Below are 26386 nucleotides of genomic sequence, written 5' to 3' on the forward strand. Positions count from 1 at the left end.
GGTTTTAGCAGAAGCGAGCGTTACATCTGTTGCGTCGCCGCGGTCACCGGCGAACCGCCGCCTTTCTTGCGCACCCACAGCCAGTAAGCCACGGTGAGTAAAGCGATCCACACCAGCCCGACGTACAGCGCGATGCGGCTCTCTTCGAAATAGCCGAGCAGGCCGATGACGAACGCCATAAAGGCGGTCGCCAATGCCGGCGCCACCGGCCACCACGGCACCGGGAAGCTCAACTGGCGCGTTTCTTCCGGCGACAGCGTGCGGCGCATGACGATCTGCGACAGCAGGATCATCAGCCACACCCAGACGGTGGCGAAGGTGGCGATCGAAGCGATGATCATGAAGACCTTCTCCGGGATCAGGTAGTTGAGCACCACCGCCAACAGCAGGGCGACCGACATCACCAGCACCGTCATCCATGGCACGCCGCTGGCGGTCAGTTTGGTGAAGCTGCGCGGCGCCTGGCCGTCCTGCGCCATGCCGTACATCATGCGGCCGGCGCCGAAGATATCGCTGTTGATGGCCGAAATGGCGGCGGTGATCACTACCACGTTCAGCACGTTGGCGGCGGAGCTGATGCCGAGGTTGCTGAAGATCTCAACGAACGGGCTGCCGTTCTGGCCGATGCTGTTCCACGGATAGATAGCCATCAGCACCGTCAGCGTCAGCACGTAAAACAGCAGGATGCGCACCGGCACGGCGTTGATCGCCTTCGGCAGCACTTTGGCGGGGTCTTTCGCCTCGCTGGCGGTGATGCCGATGATCTCGATGCCGCCGAAGGCGAACATCACCACCGCTAATGACGCGACCACGCCGCCGAAGCCGTTAGGCATAAAGCCGCCGTGTTGCCACAGGTTGCTGATACCGGTGGCGTGCTGGGCTTGCCCGAAACCGAACAGCATTACCGCCGCGCCGCCGACGATCATCGCCACGATGGCGGCGACCTTGACCAGCGACAGCCAGAACTCCAGCTCGCCGAAGACCTTGACGCTGCACAGGTTGAGCGCGCCGATAAACAGGATGATGCTGAGCACCCAAACCCACTGAGCGACGGCTGGGAACCATAGCCCCATATAGATGCCGAAGGCGGTGACGTCCGCCAGGGCGACGATCACCATTTCGAAGGTGTAGGTCCAGCCGGTGAGGAACCCGGCCAGCGGGCCGAGATAGTGGCTGGCATAGTGGCCGAACGAGCCGGAAACCGGCTGATGCACCGCCATTTCACCCAGCGCGCGCATCACCATGAATACCGCCGCGCCGCCCACCAGATAGGCCAGCAGCACCGCCGGGCCGGCCAGTTGGATGGCGCCGGCGGAGCCGTAGAACAGGCCGGTGCCGATCGCCGAGCCGAGAGCCATGAAACGGATATGCCGCGCGTTTAGTCCGCGTCTGAGTTGTGTCGTTTCGTTACGCATGTTGTTTCCCGTTAAGTGTTTGCCGAACAGGCACGCGCTGCCCGCACCGGGTGGAACGCACCCGGCGGGGCAGAACAAACTGCGTGATTCAGTGTGTGATGATTATGCCTGGCTAGGCAGCAGCGCCGCAGGCAGCAGCGATGTCAGGTGACCGGCCGCCAAGAGTTGGCTGGCGGCTTCAATGTCGGGGGCGAAGAAACGATCCTTGTCGTAGAAACTGACATGCTCGCGCAGCAGACGGCGCGCCTGCTCCAGACCTTCCGAGGTCTTCAGGCCGTTGCGGAAATCCAGGCCCTGGCAGGCGGCCAGCCATTCGACCGCCAGAATGCCGCGCACGTTGTCCGCCATGCTCCACAGGCGGCGACCGGCGGCCGGCGCCATGGAGACGTGGTCTTCCTGGTTGGCGGAGGTTGGGATGCTGTCGACGCTCGACGGATGCGCCAGCGCTTTGTTTTCGCTGGCCAGCGCCGCGGCGGTGACCTGAGCGATCATGAAGCCGGAGTTCACGCCGCCGTTCTCCACCAGGAACGGTGGCAGCTGCGACATGTGCTTGTCCATCATCAGCGAGATGCGGCGTTCGGACAGCGAACCGATTTCGGCAAACGCCAGCGCCAGGTTATCGGCGGCCATCGCTACCGGTTCGGCATGGAAGTTGCCGCCGGACAGCACGTCACCCTGCTCGGCGAACACCAGCGGGTTATCGGAGACGGCGTTGGCCTCGATCTCCAGCACCTCGGCGGCCTGGCGGATCTGCGTCAGGCAGGCGCCCATCACCTGCGGCTGACAGCGCAGGGAGTAAGGATCCTGCACTTTTTCGCAGTTGCGGTGCGAGTCGGAGACTTCGCTGCGCGCGCCGAGCAGGTGGCGGTAGGCGAGGGCGGCGTCGATCTGGCCGCGCTGGCCGCGCACCTCATGGATACGCGCATCGAACGGGCTGCGGGAGCCCAGCGCCGCTTCCACCGTCAGGCTGCCCGCCACGGTCGCGGCGGCGAACAGGTCTTCCGCGTCGAACAGGCCGCGCAGCGCGAAGGCGGCGGAGACCTGGGTGCCGTTCAGCAGCGCCAGGCCCTCTTTCGCTGCCAGCGTCAGCGGTTTCAGACCGGCCTTGGCCAGCGCTTCGGTCGCCGGCAGCCATTGGCCCTGATGACGCGCCTGGCCTTCGCCCAGCAGCACCAGGCTCATGTGCGCCAGCGGCGCCAGGTCGCCGGAGGCGCCGACCGAGCCCTTCAGCGGGATATGCGGATAAACTTCGGCGTTGACCAGCGCGATCAGCGCCTGGATGACTTCCAGACGAATGCCGGAGAAGCCGCGCGACAGGCTGTTGATTTTCAGCACCATGATCAGGCGCACCAGATTGTCGTCGGTGGGCTCGCCCACGCCGGCGGCGTGTGACAGCACGATCGAACGCTGCAGGTTTTCCAAATCGTCGCGGGCGATGCGGGTCGAAGCCAGCAGGCCAAACCCGGTGTTGATGCCGTAAGTGGTGCGGTTTTCTTCAACGATGCGTTCCACGCAGGCCACGCTCTGCTGGATAGGGCCGTAGGCGTTGTCGTCCAGCGTCAGCGTCACCGGGTGTTGATACACGTCGCGTAGCTGGGCCAGCGTCAGTTTGCCAGGGCGAATAGTCAGCGCTTTCATGCTTTTTCTCCTTGGGTCGCGGCAACCATCGGCAGGTTCAGGCCTTGCTCGCGGGCGCAGTCGATAGCGATATCGTAACCGGCGTCGGCGTGACGCATGACCCCGGTAGCCGGGTCATTGTGCAGGACGCGGGCGATGCGCTCGGCGGCTTCGTCGGTGCCGTCGCAGACGATAACCATGCCGGAGTGTTGGGAGAAGCCCATGCCGACGCCGCCGCCGTGGTGCAGGGAAACCCAGGTGGCGCCGCTGGCGGTATTCAGCAGCGCGTTCAGCAGCGGCCAGTCGGAAACGGCATCTGAGCCGTCTTTCATCGCTTCGGTTTCACGGTTCGGGCTGGAAACGGAGCCGGAATCCAGGTGGTCGCGGCCGATGACGATCGGAGCGGACAGTTCGCCGCGGCGCACCATCTCGTTGAACGCCAGGCCCAGCTTGGCGCGCTGGCCGAGGCCAACCCAGCAGATGCGCGCCGGCAGGCCCTGGAAGCTGATGCGCTCGCGCGCCATGTCCAGCCAGCGGTGCAGGTGCTCGTCATCCGGGATCAGCTCTTTCACCATGGCGTCAGTTTTGTAGATGTCCTGCGGATCGCCGGACAGCGCCGCCCAGCGGAACGGCCCGATGCCGCGGCAGAACAGCGGACGGATGTAGGCTGGCACGAAGCCCGGGAAGTCGAAGGCGTTGTCGACGCCGGTTTCTTTCGCCATCTGGCGAATGTTGTTGCCGTAGTCGAAGGTCGGCACGCCCATCTGCTGGAACGCCAGCATGGCTTTGACGTGATCGGCCATCGATTGCTTGGCGGCGGCGACCACTTTGGCCGGCTCGGTTTGCGCGCGCTGGCGATACTCTTCCCAGCTCCAGCCCTTCGGCAGGTAGCCGTTCAGCGGATCGTGGGCGCTGGTCTGGTCGGTGACCATGTCCGGGCGCACGCCGCGGCGCACCAGCTCAGGCAGGATTTCCGCCGCGTTGCCGCACAGAGCGATGGAGATGGCTTTGCCTTCTGAGGTGTATTTCTTGATGCGGGCCAGCGCGTCGTCCAGATCTTTGGCCTGCTCATCGACGTAGCGGGTTTTCAGACGGAAATCGATGCGGCTCTGCTGACATTCGATGTTCAGCGAGCAGGCGCCCGCCAGCGTCGCGGCCAGCGGCTGCGCGCCGCCCATGCCGCCCAGACCGGCGGTCAGCACCCAGCGCCCCTGCAGGCTGCCGTCGTAGTGCTGGCGGCCCGCTTCGACGAAGGTTTCATAGGTGCCCTGAACGATGCCCTGGCTGCCGATGTAGATCCAGCTGCCGGCGGTCATCTGGCCGTACATCGCCAGGCCTTTGGCGTCCAGCTCGTTGAAGTGTTCCCAGGTTGCCCAGTGCGGCACCAGGTTGGAGTTGGCGATCAGCACGCGCGGCGCGTTGCTGTGGGTTTTGAAGACGCCGACCGGTTTGCCGGACTGCACCAGCAGGGTTTCGTCTTCTTCCAGCGTTTTCAGGGTTTCGACGATCTTGTCGTAGCAATCCCAGTCGCGCGCGGCGCGGCCGATGCCGCCGTACACCACCAGCTCGTGTGGGTTCTCCGCAACTTCAGGATCGAGGTTGTTCATCAGCATGCGTAACGGCGCTTCGGTCAGCCAGCTTTTTGCGTTTAATTGTGTGCCGCGTGGCGCGCGTACATCGACATTGCGAACTTTGTTATTTGTAGTCACAGCAGTTTCCTCAAACAGTATCGGTGCAGATTCCATGCCGCGGTGGGGATGAGTACCACGGCATAACAATGCGTAGGGCTTATTAACATATACTTGTATGTACAAGCATATGCAACACTGACCAGTTGCCGCTGAAAAGTGGCATAAGAAAAAGTTATTTTCTTTTTATATCAGGTTGATATGCGATTTTTTATCGCCGGTCTCAGGTACGGAAAGCCGGAGAAAAGTGAGCTGTTCGGCAAAAATGAATTAAAGTTGACTCATTTTTGGGCGGCTAGTCACAATATTTTTACAGTCTGATTACAGTTGACGGCGGAGGATAAAAAAGCCCTATCACCGCAGGAAGAAAGCCCGCCGTGGGCGGGCTTGCAAAGGTCAGGCGGCCGGCTGCAGCGTCGGTTTGCGGCTCATCTTGCACACCGTGGCGATGGCGGCGATCAGCGCCGGCACGCACAGGAACATCAGGATGCTCTGCACTTCCCACTGCATAGCCAGCAGTTGGGCACCCATCATGGTGCCGGCGACGCCGCCGAAGCGGCCGATGCCCTGCATCCAGGCGATGCCGGTGGCGCGGCTGTGGGTCGGGTAGAAGGTCGCCGCCAGCGTTTGCAGCCCGGACTGCGCGCCGTTCATGGTGACGCCCATCAGGAAGATGAAGGCGCCCAGCAGTACGATCTGTTTATCCTCGGTGGCCATCGCCACGATCAGCAGGGCGGTGACGACAAAGCCGCTCGAGACTACTTTGTGCGCATTCCAGCGGTCCATCAACCAGCCGGCCACCAGGATGCCCAGCGTGCCGCCGAAGGTGAACAGCGAGGTGAGCATCGCCGATTGCTCCAACTGATAGCCCAATCCCTGCATCAGGATTGGCATCCAGCTCAGCAACACGTAGTAGATCACCAGCCCCATAAAGTAGGTCAGCCACAGCATCAGCGTGCCGAGCAGGTAAGGGCGGCTGAACAGCAGGCCGACGCTGGTCTTGGTCTGCGCCAGCTTCTCTTCGTACAGATAAAAACGCGTCACGCCGTCGAGGCTCCGGCTGACGAAGCGCTGCGCGATGCGCTTGATCTTCGCCGCATCCTGGCCGCGGTTAACCATATATTTAACCGACTCCGGCAGCAGCAGGATCAGCAGGACAGTCAATACCAGCGGCGCGATGGCGCCGAGCAGCAGCACGCTGTGCCAGCCGTAGTTCGGGATCAGCCACGATGAAATGGCGCCGCCGCCGGCCGCGCCCAGCGGAAAACCGCAGTACATGGTGTTGATCGCCAGCGAACGGCAGCGCTGCGGCGCGTATTCGGAGATCAAGGTAATGGCGTTGGGCATCGCCGCCCCCAGCCCGAGACCGGTGAGGAACCGCCACAGCGTAAGGCTGTTGAGCGAACCGGCGTAGGCGGTGGCCAGGCTCGACAGGCCGAAGAACAGGCAGGAAAACACCAGCACGCGCTTGCGGCCGATGCGGTCGGAGATCGGCCCGGCGATCAGCGCGCCGAGCGACAGCCCCAGCAGCGCAGCGCTCAGCACCGGCCCCAGATCCTGCTTCACGATGCCCCAGTCTTTGGCGACCGAGGGGGCGATATAGCCCATGGCGGCGGTATCGAAACCGTCGATGGCGAGGATCAGAAATCCGAGAATGATCAGTGTCCAGTGAAACAGCGAAAACTTGCTGTCGTCGATGGCCTGTTGAATGTTTAACTCGCTGGTGGAATGAGTCATGGCACCCTCTAAACGCAGATGTAGTCGTGATGGATGGAACGTGGCCGAAACTGGCGCTCGGCTTGTGTTTGCTTGTATATACATCTGCGCGTCGGCGCTTTATGTCAAATATAATTATCTTATTTGTTAACTGTGTGTTGTTTTCTGTGGAGCAGGTTGCACCGCCGATGAAAGGCCAAAGACCGGTTCACAAATTAAATGAACGCCCTTGGCGGTGAGATATGCTGACGGCGGCGCGGAGGATAAAATTTAATACAATTTTGGCCGTTTGGTCGCCGGGCCGGAATCTGCGATAATCGCTTTTTACTTTTCCAGATTGAGAAACCGATGCAGTACCCGATCAACGAGATGTTCCAAACCTTGCAGGGCGAAGGCTTTTTCACCGGCGTTCCGGCCATTTTCATCCGCCTGCAGGGCTGCCCGGTAGGGTGCAGCTGGTGCGACACCAAACATACCTGGGAAAAGGAAGCCCATCGGGAAGTCGACCTGCAACGGATCCTGGTCAAAACAGAAGAGAGCGACGCCTGGGGCAATGCCGGCGCCGAGCAGCTGTTGGCGGTGATGCGCCAACAAGGTTACACCGCGCGCCATGTGGTGATCACCGGCGGTGAACCCTGCATCTACGATCTGGCGCCGTTGACCGAGCTGTTCGAACAGCACGGCTACCGTTGCCAGATTGAAACCAGCGGCACCCACGAAATTCGCTGCTCCGCCAACACCTGGGTGACGGTTTCGCCCAAGGTGAATATGCGCGGCGGCATGAAGGTGCTGGATCAGGCGCTGCGGCGCGCCGACGAGGTGAAGCATCCGGTGGCGCGCGAGCGCGATATCGAGGCGCTGGATGCGCTGCTGGCGACGCTGCAGGACGATAAGGCGCGCATTATCGCGCTGCAGCCGATCAGCCAGAAAGAAGAGGCGACCCGCCTGTGCATCGAAACCTGCATTGCGCGCAATTGGCGGCTGTCGATGCAGACCCACAAATATCTGAATATCGCCTGAGTTTTTTATTGGCCGCAGGCCTTCGAACGGGACGGGAGTTACGGTGAAAATTGTATCGCGTGCATTCGAGGCGGTGACGGAAGCGGAATTGCGGTCGATTCGCTCGCTGTTGTCCGACGCTTTCCCCGAGATAACCGACGGATTTTATCGGCGGCAGGTGCCGGCTTGCCTGGTGACCGCCACGGAAGGCGAGGCGATCGTCGGCCAACTGGCGGTGCATGAGCGGCCGGTGTTGATTGACGGTGAGGCCGAGGTGATCGGCATCATCGGGCTGGTGGCCGTGGCACACACGCATCGGCGCCGCGGCGTGGCCGCAAACATGCTGGTGAAGGCGCATGACTATTTGCGCAGTAAAGGGATCGCGTATTCCATACTGTTTGCGGTAAGCGAAAAGTACTATACCGGCGCCGGCTATCGGGCGATGGAAAACGAGACGGCGTTCATTGAGGATGGCGAGAGCAAAACGTTTGTCTATCGCGGGGGAATGGCGCTGAGCCTGTCGGAAAGGCCCTGGACGGCGCGGCGCTTGGATCTGCAAGGCGAGGTAGTGTGAGGGTATCTGCACATACCCTCACGGCATCAACCTTTATATACGCATCCCGCTGTACAGGTCTCTTTCACCATCACCGCAGTCAGTTCCGGTAACTGGGGCTTGAGCTGCTGCCAAATCCAGGCGGCGAGCACTTCGCTGGTGGGATTTTCCAATCCTGGAATATCGTTCAGATAATGGTGATCCAGCCGCTCCCAGATCGGGGAAAACACAGCCTTGAGCTCGGCGAAATCCATCACCCAACCGGTGTGGGGATCCACTTCACCGGTCACTTCCAGACGCACCATAAACGAATGCCCATGCAGACGGCCGCATTTGTGGCCCTCCGGCACATGCGGCAAACGGTGTGCGGCTTCAAACTGAAAATCTTTAAACAGCGTGGTTGCCATTATTACGGCCTCATTGACTCAAAAACCGCCGCATAGTACCGGAAAGCGCGTCTGCTTGCCATTTATACCGTTATGGTCTACCGCCACGGCAAACGCATCCGGTTAACACTTTTTTTGTTTGGTGTCTGCGGCACCTATCGGCTGGGGTTATGAGCCGAAATGTTGAACGGTGAAAAAATGATGAAAAAAAGTGCTTTATTTTCATCTGGATAAAAAACTTTGTTTAACGGTTTAAGCGTTATCCCTTACCAGAAAAACAGCTTAGTCATTTTGGTTATGATTTATTGCTATCCCTTATTTAATCGTTGCTATTCTGCTCGGTAACCTTACAAACTCTCCTGATCTTTTCCGCACACCCGACGCAGCGAAGAGACAGCGACTGACACTGGCGCGCGCCTGGCAGGAAAGGCGCTAAGTATAGGAAATAAGTACAGCAATGACGACTCAGGCTCCTCCAACATCTTTGCTCCCGCTGACGCCCGAACAGCTGGCACGCCTGCAGGCGACGATCGGCGACTATTCGCCGACGCAGCTGGCGTGGCTGTCCGGTTATTTTTGGGGCATGGTCAATCAACAGCCAGGAGCCGTGGCCATTGCGCCCGCCGCCCCTGCCGCCGCCGGCATCACCATCATTTCCGCTTCGCAGACCGGCAATGCGCGCCGCCTGGCGGAGCAGCTGCGCGACGATTTGCTGGCCGCCAATCTGAACGCCACGCTGATCAGCGCCGGCGACTACAAATTCAAACAGATAGCGCAAGAGCGCCTGCTGGTGATCGTCGCCTCCACGCAAGGGGAAGGCGAGCCGGCGGAAGAAGCGGTGGCGCTGCATAAATACCTGTTCTCGAAAAAGGCGCCGAAGCTGAGTGACACCGCGTTTGCGGTGTTCGGGCTGGGCGACACCTCTTATGAGAATTTCTGTCAGTCCGGTAAAGATTTCGACGCCAAGTTGGCCGAACTGGGCGCCGAGCGCCTGGTGGAGCGCGTGGATGCCGACGTGGAGTATCAGGAACTGGCCGCCGCCTGGCGCAAACAGGTGGTGTCGGTGCTGAAGGCGCGCGCGCCGGCGGAAAGCGCCGCGCCGGGCGCGTTGGCCAGCGGCGCGGTCGACCTGATCGACAGCAGCCCGTACAGCAAGGAACAACCGCTCACCGCCCAACTGGCGGTCAAGCAGAAAATTACCGGCCGCGCGTCCGATAAAGACGTGCGCCATATCGAGATCGATTTGGGCGATTCGGGCCTGCGCTACCAGCCTGGCGATGCGCTCGGCGTATGGTTCGACAACGATCCGGCGCTGGTGGACGAATTGGTGCAGCTATTGTGGCTGAAAGGCGACGAACCGGTCGAGGTGGAAGGGCAAACCCTGCCGCTGGCGCAGGCGCTGCGCAGCCATTTCGAACTGACGCAGAACACCACGCCGATCGTCGATAAATACGCCGCGCTGTCGCGCGACGAAAAGCTGATCGGTCTGTTGGCGGATAAAGCCGCGCTGCAGCAGTATGCGCACAACACGCCGATCGTCGACATGGTGCGCCAGGCGCCGGCGGATCTGAGCGCCGAACAGCTGGTCGGGCTGCTGCGTCCGCTGACGCCGCGCCTGTACTCCATCGCCTCTTCACAGGCGGAAAATGAGAACGAAGTGCACATCACCGTGGGCGTCGTGCGTTACGACATCGACGGGCGCGCTCGCAGCGGCGGCGCCTCCGGTTTCCTGGCGGACCGCCTGGAGGAGGACGGCGACGTGCGGGTGTTTATCGAGCACAACGACAACTTCCGTCTGCCGGCCAACCCGGAAACGCCGGTGATCATGATCGGCCCGGGCACCGGCATCGCGCCGTTCCGCGCCTTTATGCAGCAGCGCGACGCTGACGGCGCCGGTGGCAAAAACTGGCTGTTCTTCGGCAACCCGCACTTTACCGAAGATTTCCTGTACCAGGTTGAATGGCAGCGCTACGTGAAAGACGGCCTGCTCACCCGCATCGATCTGGCCTGGTCCCGCGACCAGCAACATAAAATATACGTACAAGACAAACTGCGCGAACAGGGCGCGGAAGTGTGGCGCTGGATTCAGGAAGGCGCGCACATTTACGTCTGCGGCGATGCCAATCGCATGGCGAAAGACGTGGAACACACATTACTGGAACTGGTGGCCGAGCACGGTGGCATGGATACCGAGCAGGCGGATGAATTTTTAAGTGAGCTGCGCCTTGAGCGCCGTTATCAGCGAGATGTTTACTGATGAGTGATAAACACCCCGGGCCTTTGGTAGTCGAAGGCAAACTGGCCGATGCGGAGCGCATGAAGAAGGAGAGTAACTTCCTGCGCGGCACCATCGCCGAAGATTTGAACGACGGCCTGACCGGCGGCTTCAACGGCGACAACTTCCTGCTGATCCGTTTTCACGGCATGTACCAGCAGGATGATCGTGACATTCGCGCCGAACGCGCCGAGCAGAAGCTGGAGCCGCGCCACGCCATGATGCTGCGTTGCCGCCTGCCGGGCGGCGTCATCAGCCCGCAGCAGTGGCTGGGCATCGACAAGTTCGCGCAGGAGAGCACGCTGTACGGCAGCATTCGCATCACCAACCGCCAGACGTTCCAGTTTCACGGCATCCTGAAAGGCAACGTCAAACCGGTGCACCAGTTGCTGAATCGCCTGGGGCTGGACGCGCTGGCGACCGCCAACGACGTGAACCGCAACGTGCTGTGCACCTCCAACCCGGTGGAGTCCGAGCTGCATCAGGAAGCCTACGAGTGGGCGAAGAAGATCTCTGAACACCTGCTGCCGCGCACCCGCGCCTACGCAGAGGTGTGGCTGGATCAGGAAAAGGTGGCCACCACCGACGAAGAGCCGATTCTGGGGCCGACCTACCTGCCGCGCAAATTCAAAACCACGGTGGTGATCCCGCCGCAGAATGACGTCGATCTGCACGCCAACGACATGAACTTCGTGGCGATCGCCGAAAACGGCAAGCTGGTGGGCTTCAACCTGCTGGTGGGCGGCGGGCTGTCCATTGAGCACGGCAACAAGAAAACCTACGCGCGGCAGGCCAGCGAGTTCGGCTACATTCCGCTCGAGCATACGCTGGCGGTGGCGGAAGCGGTGGTCACCACGCAGCGCGACTGGGGCAACCGCACCGACCGCAAGAACGCCAAGACCAAATACACGCTGGAGCGCGTTGGCGTGGACGTTTTCCGCGCCGAAGTGGAAAAGCGCGCCGGCATCACCTTCGCGCCGATCCGTCCGTATGAATTCACCGGCCGCGGCGATCGCATCGGTTGGGTGAAGGGCATCGACGATCAGTGGCATCTGACGCTGTTTATCGAGAACGGCCGCCTGCTGGACTATCCGGGGCGCCCGCTGAAGACCGGCATGGCGGAGATCGCCAAGATCCATAAAGGCGACTTCCGTCTGACGGCGAACCAAAACGTGATCATCGCCGGCGTGCCGGAAAGCGAGAAGGCCAAGATCGACGCCTTGGCGCGCGATCATGGCCTGATCGACGACCAGATCAGCGAGCAACGCAAGAACTCGATGGCCTGTGTGTCGTTCCCGACCTGCCCGCTGGCGATGGCGGAGGCCGAGCGCTTCCTGCCGCAGTTCGTCACCAAGGTTGAGGAGATCATGCATCGGCACGGGATGGGCGACGAGCATATCGTGCTGCGCATCACCGGCTGCCCGAACGGCTGCGGCCGCGCGCTGCTGGCGGAGCTGGGGCTGGTGGGCAAGGCGGTCGGCCGCTATAACCTGCATTTGGGCGGCAACCGCGAAGGCACGCGCATTCCGCGCATGTACCGCGAAAACATCAACGAAGACGAGATCCTGAGCGAGATCGACCTGTTGGTGGGGCGCTGGGCGAAGGAGCGCAACGCCGGCGAAGGCTTCGGCGACTTCACCGTTCGCGCGGGCATCGTCAAACCGGTGCTGGATCCGGCGCGAGATTTCTGGGAGTGAGGCCGGACGGCCCCTGGGCAGAGGGGCCGCACAGGTAATTTCAAGTATCAGGAGAGACAACATGGCTGAATTCGATCTGGCGGCGCTGAACGCGTTGCCCAAATCCGGGCAGGCGCTGGCATTGGCGGTGGTCAACGGCCAGCTGGAGAGCCTCAGCGCCGAACAGCGCGTCGAATGGGCGCTGGAGCATCTGCCCGGCGAGTTTGTACTCTCGTCCAGTTTCGGCATTCAGGCGGCGGTGTGTCTGCACCTGGTGACGCGCATCCGGCCGGATATCCCGGTGATCCTGACCGACACCGGTTACCTGTTCCCGGAAACCTACCGCTTTATCGATCAACTGACCGACCAGCTGAAGCTGAATCTGCAGGTGTTCCGCGCCGAACAGTCTCCCGCCTGGCAAGAGGCGCGCTATGGCAAACTGTGGGAGCAGGGCGTGGAAGGCATTGAAAAGTATAACCAGATCAATAAGGTCGAGCCGATGAACCGCGCGCTGGAGACGCTGGGCGCGCAGAGCTGGTTCGCCGGCCTGCGGCGCGAACAGTCCGGCAGCCGCGCCAATCTGCCGGTGCTGGCGGTGCAGCGTGGGGTGTTCAAGATCCTGCCGATCATCGACTGGGACAACCGCAAGATTTACCAGTATTTGACCGAACACGGGCTGAGCTACCACCCGTTGTGGGAGCAGGGCTACCTGTCGGTCGGCGATACCCACACCACCCAAAAGTGGGAGCCGGGCATGAGCGAGGAAGAGACGCGCTTCTTTGGCCTGAAGCGCGAGTGCGGTCTGCACGAAGGCTAAACGACGCGAATGACATCACAGGGCTCAGCAATGCTGGGCCCTGCTTTTTTACGGGCTACTTTTTCTTTTGCGCTTTCGGCGGGTGCGCCTGCGCCAGCTCTTTGATCAAGGGCAGCAGGATCTGCACGCTGTCGCGGCTGCGTTTGTCGATCCGCCCCGGCAGGTAGCGATCCAGATATTGCAGGTTGTCGTACTGCGGGCGGTGCCAGGTGATGCCCTGCGGGAAGTGCGGGCTGACGGCGCGCTGCTGGTAGCCATCTTTGTCGCCCAGCGACCAGTTGGTGGCCTCCACTGACAATACCGGGATGCCTGCGGCGTCGAACACCTCTTGATCGGAACAGCAGCCGGTGCCTTGCGGATGCTGCGCGTTGCCTGGGTTGGTGGCGGCGGCGATGCCGTAGCGGTGGGCGATATCCAGTGCGCGATCGCGGGAGCGCTTCGCTATCTGCGGCAGCGTGTTGCGCCCGGCGTTGAAGTACAGACGATCGCCGGTGATCAGGCTGTCGAGGTTGATCACCAGCACGGTGTTGCTTTTCTCTTCCGCGCTCATGCGCTGCAGGTAGTTCTGCGCGCCCAGCGAACCGATCTCTTCAGCGCTGGTGGCGACGAAGCGCAGGCCGTAGGCGGTGGGGATATCCTTCAGGCGTTCCGCCAGCTCCAGCATTACGCCGATGCCGGAGGCGTTGTCGTCGACGCCCTGCAGCGTCAGGCCGCCGAGATTGTTATCCAGATCCTCGTCGCTCTGCGGCGTATAGGTGTCGAAGTGGGCGACGACCACGACCTGTTTCGGGCTGTTGCCGTTGCGGGCGGCGATCACCGAGCTGGCGGTGACGTTATTCCAGTTCTTCTTGCCGTCTTTGCTGGTGTAGAGATAGCGCGTATTGACGCTGCGAATATCGCTTTGGTAACCCATCTTGCCGAACTGCTGCTTGAGATAGTCGGCGGTGAGCAATTCTGCCGGGCTGCCCGCCATGCGGCCGGGGAAGTAAGTGGCGATGTGGCGGGTCTGTTCGGCGGCGAAACGGCCCATTGGCGCGTCTTTTACGGGCTGTGCGGCACAAACGCTGAAGACGCCGCCGAGTGCGAGGGCCAGCAGGCTGGTCTTCAGGTAAAAACGGGAAAACATACCGAAAAATCCTTCTTTGCTATCGGCGCTGCCGATCATTTTTCTTCGGCGCCCAGTATGAGACGACGGGCGGCATTACACAATTTCCCTGTCTCTTAATTTTCGCGCGAACGCGCAAATCGCCGTCGCGATGAGCATGGTTTGCCTCCTGCGCTGCGGCCTATATTCCATAAAGGAACTAATCATTCCTTTTCGTCATTTCAGAGGCTAAATCTCAGCCCGTATAGTCACACTATCTTTCTGTTATATGAAAAGGCTGTTGTGGACTATCTACCAATATTCGCCGACCTGAAACAACGTCCGGTGCTGGTCGTTGGCGGTGGGGACGTGGCGGCGCGCAAAGTCTCCCTGCTTCAGCGCGCCGGGGCTGAAATACGGATAGTTGCGCAGTCGCTCTCACCGGAACTGGAACAACAACGTCAGCAAGGGCGGGTGCTCTGGCTGGGGAAAACCTTTGATCCGCAGCAGCTGGACGACGTGTTTCTGGCGATCGCCGCCACGGACGACAATGCGCTGAACGCCGCGGTGTTCGCCGAGGCGGATAAACGCCGGGTGCTGGCCAACGTGGTGGACGATCAGCCGCGCTGTTCGTTCATCTTCCCGTCGATCATCGATCGCTCGCCGCTGGTGGTGGCCGTATCGTCCAGCGGCCAGGCGCCGGTGCTGGCGCGGTTGCTGCGCGAAAAGCTGGAGGCGTTGCTGCCCGCCAGTTTGGGGCTGATGGCGCAGGTGGCGGGCCGCTGGCGTGGCCAGGTCAAACAGCGGTTGGCTTCGATCGGCGAACGTCGCCGTTTCTGGGAAAAAACCTTCGGTGGCCGTTTCGCCACGCTGGTGGCCAACGGCCAGACGGCGCAGGCGGAACGCCAGCTGGAGCAGGATTTACACCGCTTCGCCGCAGGCGATGAGGGCGCCCAGGGCGAGATAGCCCTGGTGGGCGCCGGGCCGGGCGACGTGGGGCTGTTGACCCTGCGCGGGCTGCAGGTGATGCAGCAGGCGGACGTGGTGCTGTATGACCATCTGGTCAGCGGCGAAATCCTCGATCTGGTGCGCCGCGACGCCGAGCGCATCTGCGTGGGCAAGCGCGCCGGCGCGCACTCGGTGATCCAGGAAGAGACCAATAGGCTGCTGGTGGAACTGGCGCAGCAGGGCAAGCGCGTGGTGCGCCTCAAGGGGGGCGATCCGTTCATCTTCGGCCGCGGCGGTGAAGAGCTGCAGGTGGCCGCCGCCGCCGGCATTCCGTTCCAGGTGGTGCCGGGCGTCACGGCCGCCGCGGGGGCGACTGCCTACGCAGGCATTCCGCTGACGCACCGCGACCACGCGCAGAGCGTGACCTTTATCACCGGCCACTGCCGCCCCGACGGCGATGGCCTGGACTGGGCCGATCTGGCCCGGGCGCGGCAGACGCTGGCTATCTACATGGGCACCATGAAGGCGGCGGACATCAGCCAGCGCCTGATCGCCCACGGTCGCGACGCCGCGACGCCGGTGGCGGTGATCAGCCGCGGTACGCGCGCCGATCAGCAGGTGCAGATCGGCACGCTGGAACAACTGGAATATCTGGCCCAACGGGCGCCGTTGCCGGCGCTGCTGGTGATCGGCGAAGTGGTGGAACTGCACCACCAAATCGCCTGGTTCGGGCATCAATCGCAGACGGAAGGGGCCGCGCGCCCGGCCGTCGTGAATTTGGCATAGGCAAGGCTTTTAAGGACCTGTTATGGACGAAAAACGACTCACTCATTTGCGGCAATTGGAGGCGGAGAGTATCCATATCATCCGTGAAGTCGCCGCTGAATTCGCCAACCCGGTGATGCTGTATTCCATCGGCAAAGACTCTTCCGTGATGCTGCATTTGGCGCGTAAGGCGTTCTTCCCCGGCACGCTGCCATTCCCGCTGCTGCACGTCGATACCGGCTGGAAATTCCGCGAAATGTACGAATTCCGCGATCGCACCGCGAAGGAGTACGGCTTCGAGCTGCTGGTGCATAAAAACCCTGAAGGGGTGGCGATGGGCATCAACCCGTTCGTGCACGGCAGCGCCAAGCATACCGACATCATGAAAACCGAGGGCCTGAAGCAGGCGTTGAACAAGTACGGTTTCGACGCCGCCTTCGGCGGTGCGCGGCGCGACGAGGAGAAATCGCGCGCCAAAGAGCGCATCTATTCGTTCCGCGATCGCTTCCACCGCTGGGATCCGAAAAACCAGCGGCCGGAGCTGTGGCACAACTACAACGGCCAGATCAACAAAGGGGAGAGCATCCGCGTCTTCCCGCTGTCGAACTGGACCGAGCTGGATATCTGGCAGTACATCTTCCTGGAAAACATCGACATCGTGCCGCTGTATCTGGCGAAACCGCGCCCGGTGGTGGAGCGCGACGGCATGCTGATGATGGTGGACGACGATCGCATCGATCTGCAGCCGGGTGAAGTGATCAGCCAGCGCATGGTGCGTTTCCGCACCCTCGGGTGCTGGCCGCTGACCGGTGCGGTGGATTCGCAGGCGCAGACCCTGCCGGAGATCATCGAAGAGATGCTGGTCTCCACCACCAGCGAACGCCAGGGGCGGATGATCGATCGCGATCAGTCCGGCTCGATGGAGCTGAAAAAGCGTCAAGGGTATTTCTAAGGAGCCGCCGGATGAACAACGCAATCGCACAACAAATCGCTGACCAGGGCGGCGTCGAGTCTTATCTGCACGCGCAGCAGCACAAGAGCCTGCTGCGCTTTCTGACCTGCGGCAGCGTCGACGACGGCAAAAGCACCCTGATCGGCCGCCTGCTGCACGATACCCGCCAGATCTACGAGGATCAGCTGTCGACGCTGCACAGCGACAGCAAACGCATCGGCACCCAGGGCGAGAAGCTCGATCTGGCGCTGTTGGTGGACGGTCTGCAGGCCGAGCGCGAGCAGGGCATCACCATCGATGTGGCCTATCGCTACTTCTCGACCGAAAAACGCAAGTTTATCATCGCCGATACCCCGGGGCATGAGCAGTACACCCGCAACATGGCCACCGGTGCCTCTACCTGCGATCTGGCGATCCTGTTGATCGACGCGCGTAAAGGGGTGCTGGATCAGACTCGCCGCCACAGCTTTATCGCGACCCTGCTGGGCATTCGCCATCTGGTGGTCGCGGTAAACAAAATGGATCTGGTGGACTATCAGGAAGCGGTGTTCGAGCAGTTCAAACAGGATTACCTGACCTTCGCCCAGCAGCTGCCAGGCGATCTGGACATCAAGTTTGTGCCGCTGTCGGCGCTGGACGGCGACAACGTGGCGAGCGAAAGCGCCCATATGCCGTGGTACAGCGGCCCGACCCTGCTGGAAGTGCTGGAGAGCGTTGACGTGGTCAGCGAGCGAGAAAACCAGCCGCTGCGCTTCCCGGTGCAGTATGTCAACCGCCCGAACCTCGATTTTCGCGGCTATGCCGGCACGCTGTCCGCCGGCGTGGTGCGGGTGGGGCAACGCATCAAAGTGCTGCCTTCCGGCGTGGAGTCCAGCGTGGCGCGCATCGTGACCTTCGACGGCGATCTGCCAGAGGCGGTGCCGGGCGAAGCGATTACGCTGGTGCTGAAGGATGAAGTGGACATCAGCCGGGGGGATCTGCTGGTCGACGCCGGCGAAAGTCTGCAGGCGGCGCAGAGCGCGCTGGTAGACGTGGTATGGATGGCCGAGCAGCCGCTGGTGCCGGGCCAGAGCTACGACATCAAGATCGCTGGTAAAAAGACCCGCGCGCGCGTGGAGAGCATCCGCCATCAGGTGGAGATCAATACGCTGGCGCAGCATCCGGCCGACACGTTGCCGCTCAACGGCATCGGATTGGTGGAGCTGACCTTCGACGAACCGCTGGTGCTGGACAGCTACCAGAGCAATCACGACACCGGCGGGCTGATCTTTATCGATCGCATGAGCAACGTGACGGTTGGCGCCGGTCTGGTGCGTGAAACGCTGCAGGCCGCATCGGCGGCGCGCGGCGAATTCAGCGCCTTCGAGCTGGAGATGAATGCGCTGGTGCGCAAGCACTTCCCGCACTGGGGCGCGCGCGATCTGCTCGGTGGCCGATAAGGTGGCCGTTGAACCGAGGGCGACCGGGCCGGACGACGAAAATGTGGTTTGGCATCCGCACGCGGTGACGCGCGCGGATCGCGAAGCGCGCAACGGCCATCGCGGCGCGGTGCTGTGGTTTACCGGGCTGTCCGGCTCGGGCAAATCCACCGTCGCCGGCGCGCTGGAGCAGGCGCTGCATGGGCTCGGCGTCAGCACCTACCTGCTGGACGGCGATAATGTGCGCCACGGCCTGTGTCGCGATCTCGGCTTCTCCGACGAGGATCGGCGCGAGAACATTCGCCGGGTGGGGGAAGTGGCCAAGCTGATGGTGGACGCCGGGCTGGTGGTGCTGACCGCATTCATTTCGCCGCACCGCGCCGAACGGCAGATGGTGCGTGAGATGCTCGGCGACGATCGCTTTATCGAGGTGTTTGTCGATACGCCGTTGGCGATCTGCGAGGCGCGCGATCCGAAGGGATTGTATAAGAAAGCGCGCGCCGGCGAGCTGCGCAATTTCACCGGTATCGACGCGGTTTACGAGGCGCCGCAGCAGCCGGAAATCCACCTTGATGGCCAACAATTGGTAACAAATTTGATTGCGCAATTGTTAGACGTGTTGCGTGGTCAGGCTATTATCAAACCCTGAATTCAAAAAAAGCGTGTGGCGTTTTTCGCCATGCGCTTTTTACTCTAAGCCGCCGCAGAGCGAGCCGAATAACCAGGGATCACTATGCAAAATGTCACGCCTATCTTGATCGACTCCAAGCAGTCAAAACAGGAGAAAGAGGAGCCTTCTTATTCTTTCCTGGGCGGCGTCAGCGGCTTTGTTTTCTACTGGCTGGCGTTCGCGTTGCCGTTTTTGGTTTACGGTTCCAACACGCTGTTTTTCCTGCTTTATACCTGGCCATTCTTCCTGGCGCTAATGCCGCTGTCGGTGCTGATCGGCATCACCCTCAGCATGCTGCTGCGCGGCCGTCTGATCTTGACGCTGCTGCTGACCGGCGCCGTTGTGCTGTGCCTGTTCTGGCTGGTGTTCAGCTTCCTGACCGGGTGGTGAGAGAGTGGGCGCCGAGGCCGGCGCCCGCAGGATTGCAAAGCCGTGCCGAAGGTTACAAAACTTTGCTCAAAAATGCCTGAGTGCGCGGATTGGACGGGTGACTGAAGATCTGCTGCGGCTGCCCCTCTTCCTGAATGATCCCCTGATCGATAAACAGTACCCGGTCGGCTACCTCGCGGGCAAAGCCCATCTCATGCGTGACGACCACCATGGTCATGCCCTCATGGGCCAGCGATTTCATCACCGTCAACACTTCGCCCACCAGCTCCGGATCGAGCGCGGAGGTCGGTTCGTCGAACAGCATGATTTTGGGCTCCATCGCCAGCGCGCGGGCGATCGCTACCCGCTGCTGCTGGCCGCCGGACAGGCTGTTGGGATAGGCGTCAATCTTGTCGAGCAGGCCGACCTTGCGCAGCAGCTGTTCAGCTTGCGTAATGGCTTCGGCGCGCGGCAGTTTCTTCACGCTTACCGGCGCCATGATGATGTTTTCCAACACCGTCATGTGCGGGAACAGGTTGAAGCGCTGAAATACCATGCCCACGCTTTCACGCATTTTGTTCAGATCGGTTTTCTGATCGTGGACGGCGAAGCCATTCACCTCGATCTCGCCGCCGGAGAGCGTTTCCAGCGCGTTGATGCAGCGCAGGAAGGTGCTTTTGCCCGAGCCGGAAGGGCCGATGACGCACACCACTTCGTTGGCGGCGATCTGGCAGGAAATACCGCGCAGCACGTGGCTCTCGCCGAACTGTTTTTGCAGGTTATGTACGCGAATCACTTTTACCGAACCTCTTTTCCATGTGTTGCACCAGCAGCGAAAGCAGGAAGGTGATGACCCAATAGACCAGCGAAATGGTCAGGTAGGGCTCCCAATAGGTGGCGTAGGCGCCGGAGACGGTGCGGGCGGCATAGGCCAGATCCGCCAGGCCGATGGCGGAGGCCAGCGACGAATCCTTGACGATGGCGATGGCGTTGTTGCCCAGCGGCGGCAGCATGCGCCGGAAGGCTTGCGGCAAGATAACCTGGCGCATGGTCTTGCCGTAGCTCATGCCCAACGAGCGCGATGCTTCCATCTGGCCGCGGTCGATCGATTGGATCCCGGCGCGGAAGATCTCCGACACATAGGCGCCGGCGTTGAGCGTGATCGCCACCACGCAGGAGAGAAAGGCGCCGTAGTCGGCGCGCAGCGCGCGGGCGAAGTCGACGCTCATCAGGCCGCTGGTGACCAGCAGGCCGTCGCGCGGGTTGATGAACAGCGGCACCAGCGCAAAGTGGACCACCATGATCTGCACGAACAGCGGGGTGCCGCGAAAGGCGCTGATGTAGATGCGTACCGGCCACTGAACGCCGTAATGCAGGATGGGTTTCCAGATGCCGTGCGGCGCCTGCGCCAAGCGCCCCAGACCGAGGATCAATCCCCAGGTGGTGCCCAGCAGCACGCAGATAATGGTGCATTTGATGGTCATCCAGGCGCCTTCCATAAACAGCGGCGCGTATTCCTGGATGATCTCCCAGCGGAAGTTCAAAGGGTATTCCTTCTTGGTATGCTGAAACGGTGGCGCGCCGACGGCCTTGCGGGCGCCGGCGGCAGGGCATTATTCCGCCGGCAGCGTCGGTACGTTGCTGTCGAACCAGGCTTGGTAGATCTTGGCGTAGGTGCCGTCGGCGATGATTTTCTTCAGGCCGGCGTTGATTTTGTTGCGCAGCTCATCGTTGCCTTTGGCGACGGCGATGCCGAAATACTGACGTTCGAACTTGGCGTCGGGCACCAGCTTGAAGGCTTTCTCAGGGTGGGTTTTGATGTAGAACTTGGCCACGCCGACGTCGCCGACCGCCGCGCCGATGCCGTCTTCATACAGCTCTTGCAGCATCAGCGGGGTATTGTCGAAGCGTTTGATGGCGGTGCTGTTTTTGCCCAGTGCGTCGGACACCACGATGTCGCCGGTGCTGGAGTTCACCACGCCGACCTTCAGCGCTTTCAACGCGGCAATGGAGTCTACCTTCGAGTCTTGCGGCACCACGATGGCCTGCTCTGCCGGGAAGTAAGGCGCAGAAAAATCAACCATTTGTTTGCGTTTATCGGTGATGGTGATGCCGGAGATGATGATATCGCGATCGCCGGAATTCAGCGTGGCGAAGATCCCTTCCCACGGCGTATTGATCAGTTTTATTTGAAAACCTTCGGCCTTGGCTACGGCTTTGATTATGTCGATGTCGAAACCTTCCAGCTGCTTTTGGCTGTTTTCAAATTCGAACGGCCGATAGGTGCCGCCGGAGCCAACGACGTAGGTAGGTTCAGCCGCCAACGCGGCGGTGGAGAAGGTGGCGGCCAGGCAGGCGCCGATCAGAACTAAACGTTTTAACATCGCGATCCCCGATAATGAATGGTTATATATTGGAATTATTTATGCACTATGAGTGCATAAAAATAAGCTTCAATGAATGAAAGTGCAACCACTGCATGAGGATTATTCTTTCTATGGTGTTAAATATTCACTTCTTGCTTTGCCTTGGCGTAAGCGACGGGTCAGGATGCGATGGTGCAGTGATTCTTGCTGCATAATGGGGGAAGGGCAGTGTGTGTATCAGCGGAAAACGCGGCGCGCGCGCCGGACTAAAGCGGCTTTTTTTGCCGCTTTCGCAGCGGAATTAGGCGCTGAACATGGGAATCCTTCATCCGTATTCTGAATTTGGCGTTGAAATGCCGCTCTCAGTGTGGAGTCCAACGAGAAGTTGTGGGATGATTGGTCGGTTTTTCAGGGGGCGGAGATGGGAAAACTTACGCTGCTATTGCTGGCATTGCTCGGTTGGTTACAGTATTCACTGTGGCTGGGCAAAAATGGTATTCACGATTACGTGCGGGTCAATGAAGACGTTGCGGTCCAACAGGGCAACAACGCGAAGTTGAAAGCGCGTAACGATCAGCTGTTTGCCGAAATCGATGATTTGAACGGCGGTCAGGAAGCGATCGAAGAGCGAGCGCGTAATGAGCTGGGCATGATCAAGCCCGGTGAGACTTTCTATCGTCTGGTTCCTGACCAATCCAGACGCAACGCGGCGTCTTCCTCGCAAAATAACGCACAAAAATAACGCATGAATCACTCCGCAGGCACCTTTCCCTCGGTGATTGCCGTCCTGCCCGCTGCCGGTATCGGCAGCCGCATGCAGGCGGAATGCCCGAAGCAATATTTAACCATCGGCCGGCACAGCATCGTCGAACACGCTATCCATGCCCTGTTGCGTCACCCGCGCATTGAACGGGTGATCGTGGCGATCGGCCCGGAAGATCGTCAGTTCGAACGGCTGCCCATCGCTCAGGATCCGCGGGTGACCGTCACCGAGGGCGGCAAACAGCGCGCCGATTCGGTGATGGCCGGGCTGAAGCTCGCGGGTGATGCGGACTGGGTGCTGGTACACGACGCTGCGCGCCCCTGTCTGCACGCCGACGATCTCGAGCGCCTGTTGGCGATCACCGCACACAGCAAGGTGGGCGGCATTCTCGCCGCGCCGGTGCGCGACACCATGAAGCGCGCCGAACCCGGCCGCGACACCATCGCCCACACCGTTGAACGGCAGGATCTGTGGCATGCGCTGACGCCGCAGCTGTTTCCGCTGCCGCTGCTCAAGCAGTGCCTGCAGCGCGCGCTGGATGAAGGCGCGAACGTCACCGACGAAGCCTCGGCGCTGGAGCATTGCGGTTATCATCCGCTGCTGATCGCCGGCCGGGCGGATAACATTAAAGTAACGCGGCCGGAGGATTTGGCGCTGGCGGCGTTCTATTTGACTCAGTTGGACAATTAAGGAGCGCACCATGCGTATCGGTCACGGTTTTGACGTACATAAATTCGGCGGCGAAGGCCCGTTGGTGATCGGCGGTGTTCGCATCCCTTACGACAAAGGCTTGTTGGCCCACTCCGACGGCGACGTTGCGCTGCACGCCGCGACCGACGCCTTGCTGGGCGCGGCGGCGCTGGGCGATATCGGCAAGCTGTTCCCCGATACCGATCCGGCCTTCAAGGGCGCGGACAGCCGCGAGCTGCTGCGCGAAGCCTGGAAGCGCATCCGCGCCAAAGGGTACCGCCTCGGCAACCTCGACATCACGATTATTGCCCAGGCGCCGAAAATGGCGCCGCACATCCCGCAGATGCGCGTCTTCCTGGCGGAAGATCTGCAGTGCCATATGGATGACGTCAACGTGAAGGCCACGACCACCGAGCAGCTCGGCTTCACCGGGCGCGGCGAGGGCATCGCCTGCGAAGCGGTCGCCTTGCTGATCAAGGAATAACCGCATGGATATGGCGAATCTGACCTGGCTGCATGGCCAGCCGCAGAGCACCGGGGTGTTGAAAGCCAATCCGGAAGACTTCGTGGTGGTGGAAGACCTGGGCTTTGCGCCGGACGGTGAAGGCGAGCATGTGCTGGTGAACATCCGTAAAAACGGCTGCAATACCCAGTTCGTGGCCGACTATCTGGCGCGCTTCGCCGGTATTCACGCCCGTTCCGTCAGCTATGCGGGCTTGAAGGATCGCCACGCGGTGACCGAACAGTGGTTCTGCCTGCATATGCCGGGCAAAGACACGCCGGATTTCTCACAGTTTGCGCTGGAAGGCTGCGAGGTGCTCTCGTTCGCCCGCCACCTGCGCAAAATGCGCATCGGCAATCTGAAGGGCAACCACTTTACGCTGGTGCTGCGCCAGATTTCCGATCGTCAGGACGTTGAGCGCCGCCTGCAGGCTATCGCCGCGCAGGGCGTGCCAAACTATTTCGGCAGCCAACGCTTCGGCCGCGGCGGCAACAATCTGGTGATGGCGCGCCGCTGGGCGAACGACGAAATCCGCGTTAAAGAGCGCAGCAAGCGCAGCTTCTACCTTTCCGCCAGCCGCAGTGCGCTGTTCAATCTGATAGCCGGCCGGCGCCTGGCCGACGGCCTGCAGCGCACCGTGCTGGAGGGGGATGCCCTGCAGTTGAGCGGCCGCGGTAGCTGGTTCGTCGCCAAAGCCGATGAGCTGGAGACGTTGCAACAGCGGCTGGATGCCGGCGAGCTGGCGATCACGGCTTCCTTGCCGGGCGACGGAGAGCCAGGCACCGCCGGCCAAGCCTTGGCTTTTGAACAACAATGCTTGGCGGAACAACCGGAATTGCTTACGCTTTTAAAGCGCGAGCGTGTCGAACCCGCTCGCCGGGCCCTGCTGTTGCAGCCGCAAAATTTGCAGTGGAACTGGTGGGATGACGTTACCGTGGAACTGCGCTTCTGGTTGCCGGCAGGCAGCTTTGCTACCAGCGTGGTTCGCGAAATCATGCAGCAGGATAACAGTGATGCGGATATTGCTGAGTAACGATGACGGCGTCAGCGCCCCAGGCATTCAGGTGCTGGCAGCGGCGCTGCGGGAGTTTGCCGAGGTGCAGGTCGTGGCGCCTGATCGTAACCGCAGCGGTTCTTCCAATGCCCTGACGCTGGAGTCGCCGCTGCGCACGCAGACGCTGGCCAACGGCGATATCGCGGTGCTGCAGGGGACGCCGACCGACTGCGTTTATCTTGGCGTCAACGCATTGATGCGCCCTGCGCCGGATATCGTGGTCTCCGGCATTAACGCCGGACCGAATTTAGGCGATGACGTCATCTATTCCGGCACCGTCGCGGCGGCGATGGAGGGCCGGCACCTGGGGCTGCCCGCGCTGGCGGTGTCGCTGAACGGTCACCAACACTACGCGACTGCTGCGGCCATTACCTGCCGCATCTTGCGTGCGCTGCAGCGTGAACCGTTACGCACCGGAAAAATCCTGAATATTAACGTGCCGGATTTGCCGCTGGCGGAGATCAAAGGCCTGCGCGTCACTCGCTGTGGCAGCCGCCATCCCGCCGATAAGGTCTTCTGCCAGCAGGATCCGCGTGGACAAAATCTCTACTGGATCGGGCCGCCTGGTGATAAATTTGATGTCGGGCCGGATACCGACTTTGCGGCGGTGGAACAAGGCTATGTGGCGATCACGCCGCTACAGGTGGATCTGACCGCCTACGCGGCGCAGGAAGTCGTGAAAACATGGTTAACCAAGGCAGAGGTTAGCGGGGAATGGTGAACAAGCGTATGCAAACATTGCTGACGCAGCTGCGTCAGCAAGGGATCCGGGACGAAAAGCTGCTGCGAGCGATCGAAGCGGTGCCGCGCGAGCGTTTTGTCGACGAAGCGCTGGATCACAAAGCCTACGAAAACACTGCATTACCGATCGGTTCCGGTCAGACCATTTCTCAGCCCTATATGGTGGCGCGGATGACCGAGCTGCTGAATCTGAAGCCTACTTCACGGGTGCTTGAGATCGGCACCGGTTCCGGTTATCAAACCGCCATTCTGGCGCATCTGGTGCAACACGTTTGTTCCGTCGAGCGCATCAAGGGGCTGCAGTGGCAGGCCAAGCGCCGCCTGAAGCAGCTCGACCTTCATAATGTTTCCACTCGCCACGGCGACGGCTGGCAGGGCTGGGCGTCGCGCGGCCCGTTCGATGCGATCATCGTCACTGCCGCGCCGCCGGAGATCCCGCAGGCGCTGGTTGAGCAGTTGGACGACGGCGGCATTTTGGTGTTGCCGGTGGGCGAGCAGGCCCAAACCCTCAAACGCATTCAGCGCCATGGCAACGATTTCGTGGTCGACGCGGTAGAGGCGGTGCGCTTTGTGCCGCTGGTGAAAGGCGAATTGGCCTAGCGATTGTCTGATTTTTCGACCGTCTGAAAAATCTGTTGCACTTTCATCACGTGCGGATAAGGTTTTCTCGTTCCAATCAGGCTAATTTTCACTAGAATTGGCCTTTCTACGTAGTTGTCTTATGGTGCGGTGACGCCAATGTGGTTAGCATTGGCGCGCGTTTTGATGCTCCGGCGGGAGATGACCTGGCGTTCAGGGATCGGCCGGCGGCGCCTTTACATCGCAGAAACTGGGAAGTGGCAAAAGCTCGGCTACGATGTAAAGGGTATTTTGGATATATCACTGATATTGCTGTCATGGGGGAAGCATGAGCACGGGAAGC

25 protein-coding genes are annotated in these 26386 nt (G+C 61.1%); 16 read left to right on the plus strand and 9 right to left on the minus strand.

All coding sequences use genetic code 11. The features are described 5' to 3' along the window. Positions 1 to 20 precede the first annotated feature (20 nt). The 4 genes from ACUTQY_RS15185 to ACUTQY_RS15200 form a co-directional block, all read right to left on the minus strand. Positions 21 to 1415, minus strand: coding sequence for an amino acid permease (locus ACUTQY_RS15185; RefSeq protein ID WP_046688240.1), 1395 nt, complete (start codon positions 1413 to 1415; stop codon positions 21 to 23). Between the two features lie 102 nt (positions 1416 to 1517). Beyond that, a complete protein-coding gene (gene hutH, locus ACUTQY_RS15190; RefSeq protein WP_025301604.1) occupies positions 1518 to 3053 on the minus strand; it encodes a histidine ammonia-lyase in 1536 nt (511 codons plus the stop codon). After that, positions 3050 to 4741, minus strand: a complete 1692-nt coding sequence (gene hutU, locus ACUTQY_RS15195) for a urocanate hydratase (RefSeq protein WP_025159649.1) — start codon at positions 4739 to 4741, stop codon at positions 3050 to 3052. Before hutU ends, hutH begins: the two co-directional genes overlap by 4 nt. 375 nt (positions 4742 to 5116) lie before the next feature. Beyond that, positions 5117 to 6457, minus strand: coding sequence for an MFS transporter (locus ACUTQY_RS15200; protein ID WP_033641877.1), 1341 nt, complete (start codon positions 6455 to 6457; stop codon positions 5117 to 5119). A gap of 327 nt (positions 6458 to 6784) precedes the next feature. On the opposite strand from ACUTQY_RS15200, the gene queE reads away from it, so the two are divergent. Together queE and ACUTQY_RS15210 are read left to right on the plus strand one after the other, a co-directional pair. Continuing rightward, a complete protein-coding gene (gene queE, locus ACUTQY_RS15205; protein ID WP_033641878.1) occupies positions 6785 to 7456 on the plus strand; it encodes a 7-carboxy-7-deazaguanine synthase QueE in 672 nt (223 codons plus the stop codon). A gap of 43 nt (positions 7457 to 7499) precedes the next feature. After that, positions 7500 to 8009, plus strand: coding sequence for a GNAT family N-acetyltransferase (locus ACUTQY_RS15210; protein ID WP_049866645.1), 510 nt, complete (start codon positions 7500 to 7502; stop codon positions 8007 to 8009). Between the two features lie 26 nt (positions 8010 to 8035). Here the strand turns inward: ACUTQY_RS15210 and queD are convergent, their stop codons facing one another. Then, on the minus strand, positions 8036 to 8395 hold the full coding sequence (gene queD / locus ACUTQY_RS15215) for a 6-carboxytetrahydropterin synthase QueD (protein ID WP_004932638.1): 360 nt from the start codon (positions 8393 to 8395) through the stop codon (positions 8036 to 8038). A 436-nt stretch (positions 8396 to 8831) separates the two neighbouring features. Between queD and cysJ the strand changes: the two genes are divergently transcribed. The 3 genes from cysJ to ACUTQY_RS15230 all read left to right on the plus strand — a co-directional run bounded on the left by cysJ (position 8832) and on the right by ACUTQY_RS15230 (position 13142). Next, the gene (gene cysJ, locus ACUTQY_RS15220; RefSeq protein ID WP_033651649.1) at positions 8832 to 10631 is read left to right on the plus strand and encodes an NADPH-dependent assimilatory sulfite reductase flavoprotein subunit; all 1800 of its coding nucleotides are present in this window, start codon (positions 8832 to 8834) and stop codon (positions 10629 to 10631) included. Then, a complete protein-coding gene (gene cysI / locus ACUTQY_RS15225; RefSeq protein WP_033641880.1) occupies positions 10631 to 12346 on the plus strand; it encodes an assimilatory sulfite reductase (NADPH) hemoprotein subunit in 1716 nt (571 codons plus the stop codon). Before cysJ ends, cysI begins: the two co-directional genes overlap by 1 nt. 61 nt (positions 12347 to 12407) lie before the next feature. Continuing rightward, positions 12408 to 13142, plus strand: coding sequence for a phosphoadenylyl-sulfate reductase (locus ACUTQY_RS15230; protein ID WP_033641881.1), 735 nt, complete (start codon positions 12408 to 12410; stop codon positions 13140 to 13142). A 55-nt stretch (positions 13143 to 13197) separates the two neighbouring features. Here the strand turns inward: ACUTQY_RS15230 and ACUTQY_RS15235 are convergent, their stop codons facing one another. Beyond that, entirely contained in the window at positions 13198 to 14268 is a 1071-nt protein-coding gene (locus ACUTQY_RS15235) for an aminopeptidase (RefSeq protein ID WP_046688580.1), read from the minus strand. Between the two features lie 261 nt (positions 14269 to 14529). Here ACUTQY_RS15235 and cysG point away from each other — a divergent pair, with 261 nt between their 5' ends. From cysG to ACUTQY_RS15260, 5 genes are all read left to right on the plus strand, one after another. Continuing rightward, a complete protein-coding gene (cysG, locus tag ACUTQY_RS15240; RefSeq protein WP_046688244.1) occupies positions 14530 to 15960 on the plus strand; it encodes a siroheme synthase CysG in 1431 nt (476 codons plus the stop codon). A gap of 22 nt (positions 15961 to 15982) precedes the next feature. Beyond that, positions 15983 to 16891, plus strand: a complete 909-nt coding sequence (gene cysD / locus ACUTQY_RS15245) for a sulfate adenylyltransferase subunit CysD (protein ID WP_033641883.1) — start codon at positions 15983 to 15985, stop codon at positions 16889 to 16891. Between the two features lie 11 nt (positions 16892 to 16902). Next, positions 16903 to 18330 carry a sulfate adenylyltransferase subunit CysN gene (cysN, locus tag ACUTQY_RS15250; protein ID WP_046688245.1) on the plus strand — a complete coding sequence of 476 codons (1428 nt, stop codon included), beginning with the start codon at positions 16903 to 16905 and terminating at the stop codon, positions 18328 to 18330. Beyond that, positions 18269 to 18958, plus strand: a complete 690-nt coding sequence (cysC, locus tag ACUTQY_RS15255) for an adenylyl-sulfate kinase (RefSeq protein WP_084710317.1) — start codon at positions 18269 to 18271, stop codon at positions 18956 to 18958. Before cysN ends, cysC begins: the two co-directional genes overlap by 62 nt. 84 nt (positions 18959 to 19042) lie before the next feature. Next, positions 19043 to 19369: a DUF3561 family protein gene (locus tag ACUTQY_RS15260; RefSeq protein ID WP_033641885.1), complete on the plus strand. Its 327-nt coding sequence runs from the start codon at positions 19043 to 19045 to the stop codon at positions 19367 to 19369. Positions 19370 to 19421: 52 nt separating this feature from the next. Here ACUTQY_RS15260 and ACUTQY_RS15265 read toward each other — a convergent pair whose 3' ends face one another. The 3 genes from ACUTQY_RS15265 to ACUTQY_RS15275 all read right to left on the minus strand — a co-directional run bounded on the left by ACUTQY_RS15265 (position 19422) and on the right by ACUTQY_RS15275 (position 21732). Further along, complete coding sequence (locus tag ACUTQY_RS15265) at positions 19422 to 20144, minus strand: amino acid ABC transporter ATP-binding protein (RefSeq protein WP_046688247.1); 723 nt, start codon at positions 20142 to 20144, stop codon at positions 19422 to 19424. Continuing rightward, a complete protein-coding gene (locus tag ACUTQY_RS15270) occupies positions 20128 to 20847 on the minus strand; it encodes an amino acid ABC transporter permease (protein ID WP_042706788.1) in 720 nt (239 codons plus the stop codon). The genes ACUTQY_RS15265 and ACUTQY_RS15270 overlap by 17 nt, the downstream gene beginning before the upstream one ends. 114 nt (positions 20848 to 20961) lie before the next feature. Beyond that, complete coding sequence (locus tag ACUTQY_RS15275) at positions 20962 to 21732, minus strand: basic amino acid ABC transporter substrate-binding protein (protein ID WP_033651644.1); 771 nt, start codon at positions 21730 to 21732, stop codon at positions 20962 to 20964. A gap of 403 nt (positions 21733 to 22135) precedes the next feature. On the opposite strand from ACUTQY_RS15275, the gene ftsB reads away from it, so the two are divergent. The 6 genes from ftsB to ACUTQY_RS15305 are packed head-to-tail and all read left to right on the plus strand — an operon-like array spanning position 22136 to position 26064. Next, a complete protein-coding gene (ftsB, locus tag ACUTQY_RS15280) occupies positions 22136 to 22456 on the plus strand; it encodes a cell division protein FtsB (RefSeq protein ID WP_016929043.1) in 321 nt (106 codons plus the stop codon). Positions 22457 to 22459: 3 nt separating this feature from the next. Further along, positions 22460 to 23167, plus strand: a complete 708-nt coding sequence (ispD, locus tag ACUTQY_RS15285) for a 2-C-methyl-D-erythritol 4-phosphate cytidylyltransferase (RefSeq protein WP_004932598.1) — start codon at positions 22460 to 22462, stop codon at positions 23165 to 23167. A 10-nt stretch (positions 23168 to 23177) separates the two neighbouring features. After that, complete coding sequence (gene ispF, locus ACUTQY_RS15290) at positions 23178 to 23651, plus strand: 2-C-methyl-D-erythritol 2,4-cyclodiphosphate synthase (RefSeq protein WP_004932594.1); 474 nt, start codon at positions 23178 to 23180, stop codon at positions 23649 to 23651. A gap of 4 nt (positions 23652 to 23655) precedes the next feature. Next, complete coding sequence (gene truD / locus ACUTQY_RS15295) at positions 23656 to 24702, plus strand: tRNA pseudouridine(13) synthase TruD (protein WP_033641888.1); 1047 nt, start codon at positions 23656 to 23658, stop codon at positions 24700 to 24702. After that, a complete protein-coding gene (gene surE, locus ACUTQY_RS15300; RefSeq protein WP_033641889.1) occupies positions 24683 to 25444 on the plus strand; it encodes a 5'/3'-nucleotidase SurE in 762 nt (253 codons plus the stop codon). The genes truD and surE overlap by 20 nt, the downstream gene beginning before the upstream one ends. Further along, entirely contained in the window at positions 25438 to 26064 is a 627-nt protein-coding gene (locus ACUTQY_RS15305) for a protein-L-isoaspartate(D-aspartate) O-methyltransferase (RefSeq protein ID WP_004932585.1), read from the plus strand. The genes surE and ACUTQY_RS15305 overlap by 7 nt, the downstream gene beginning before the upstream one ends. The last annotated feature ends 322 nt before the right edge of the window (positions 26065 to 26386 follow it).

Source organism: Serratia sp. TSA_130.1 (assembly GCF_052691795.1).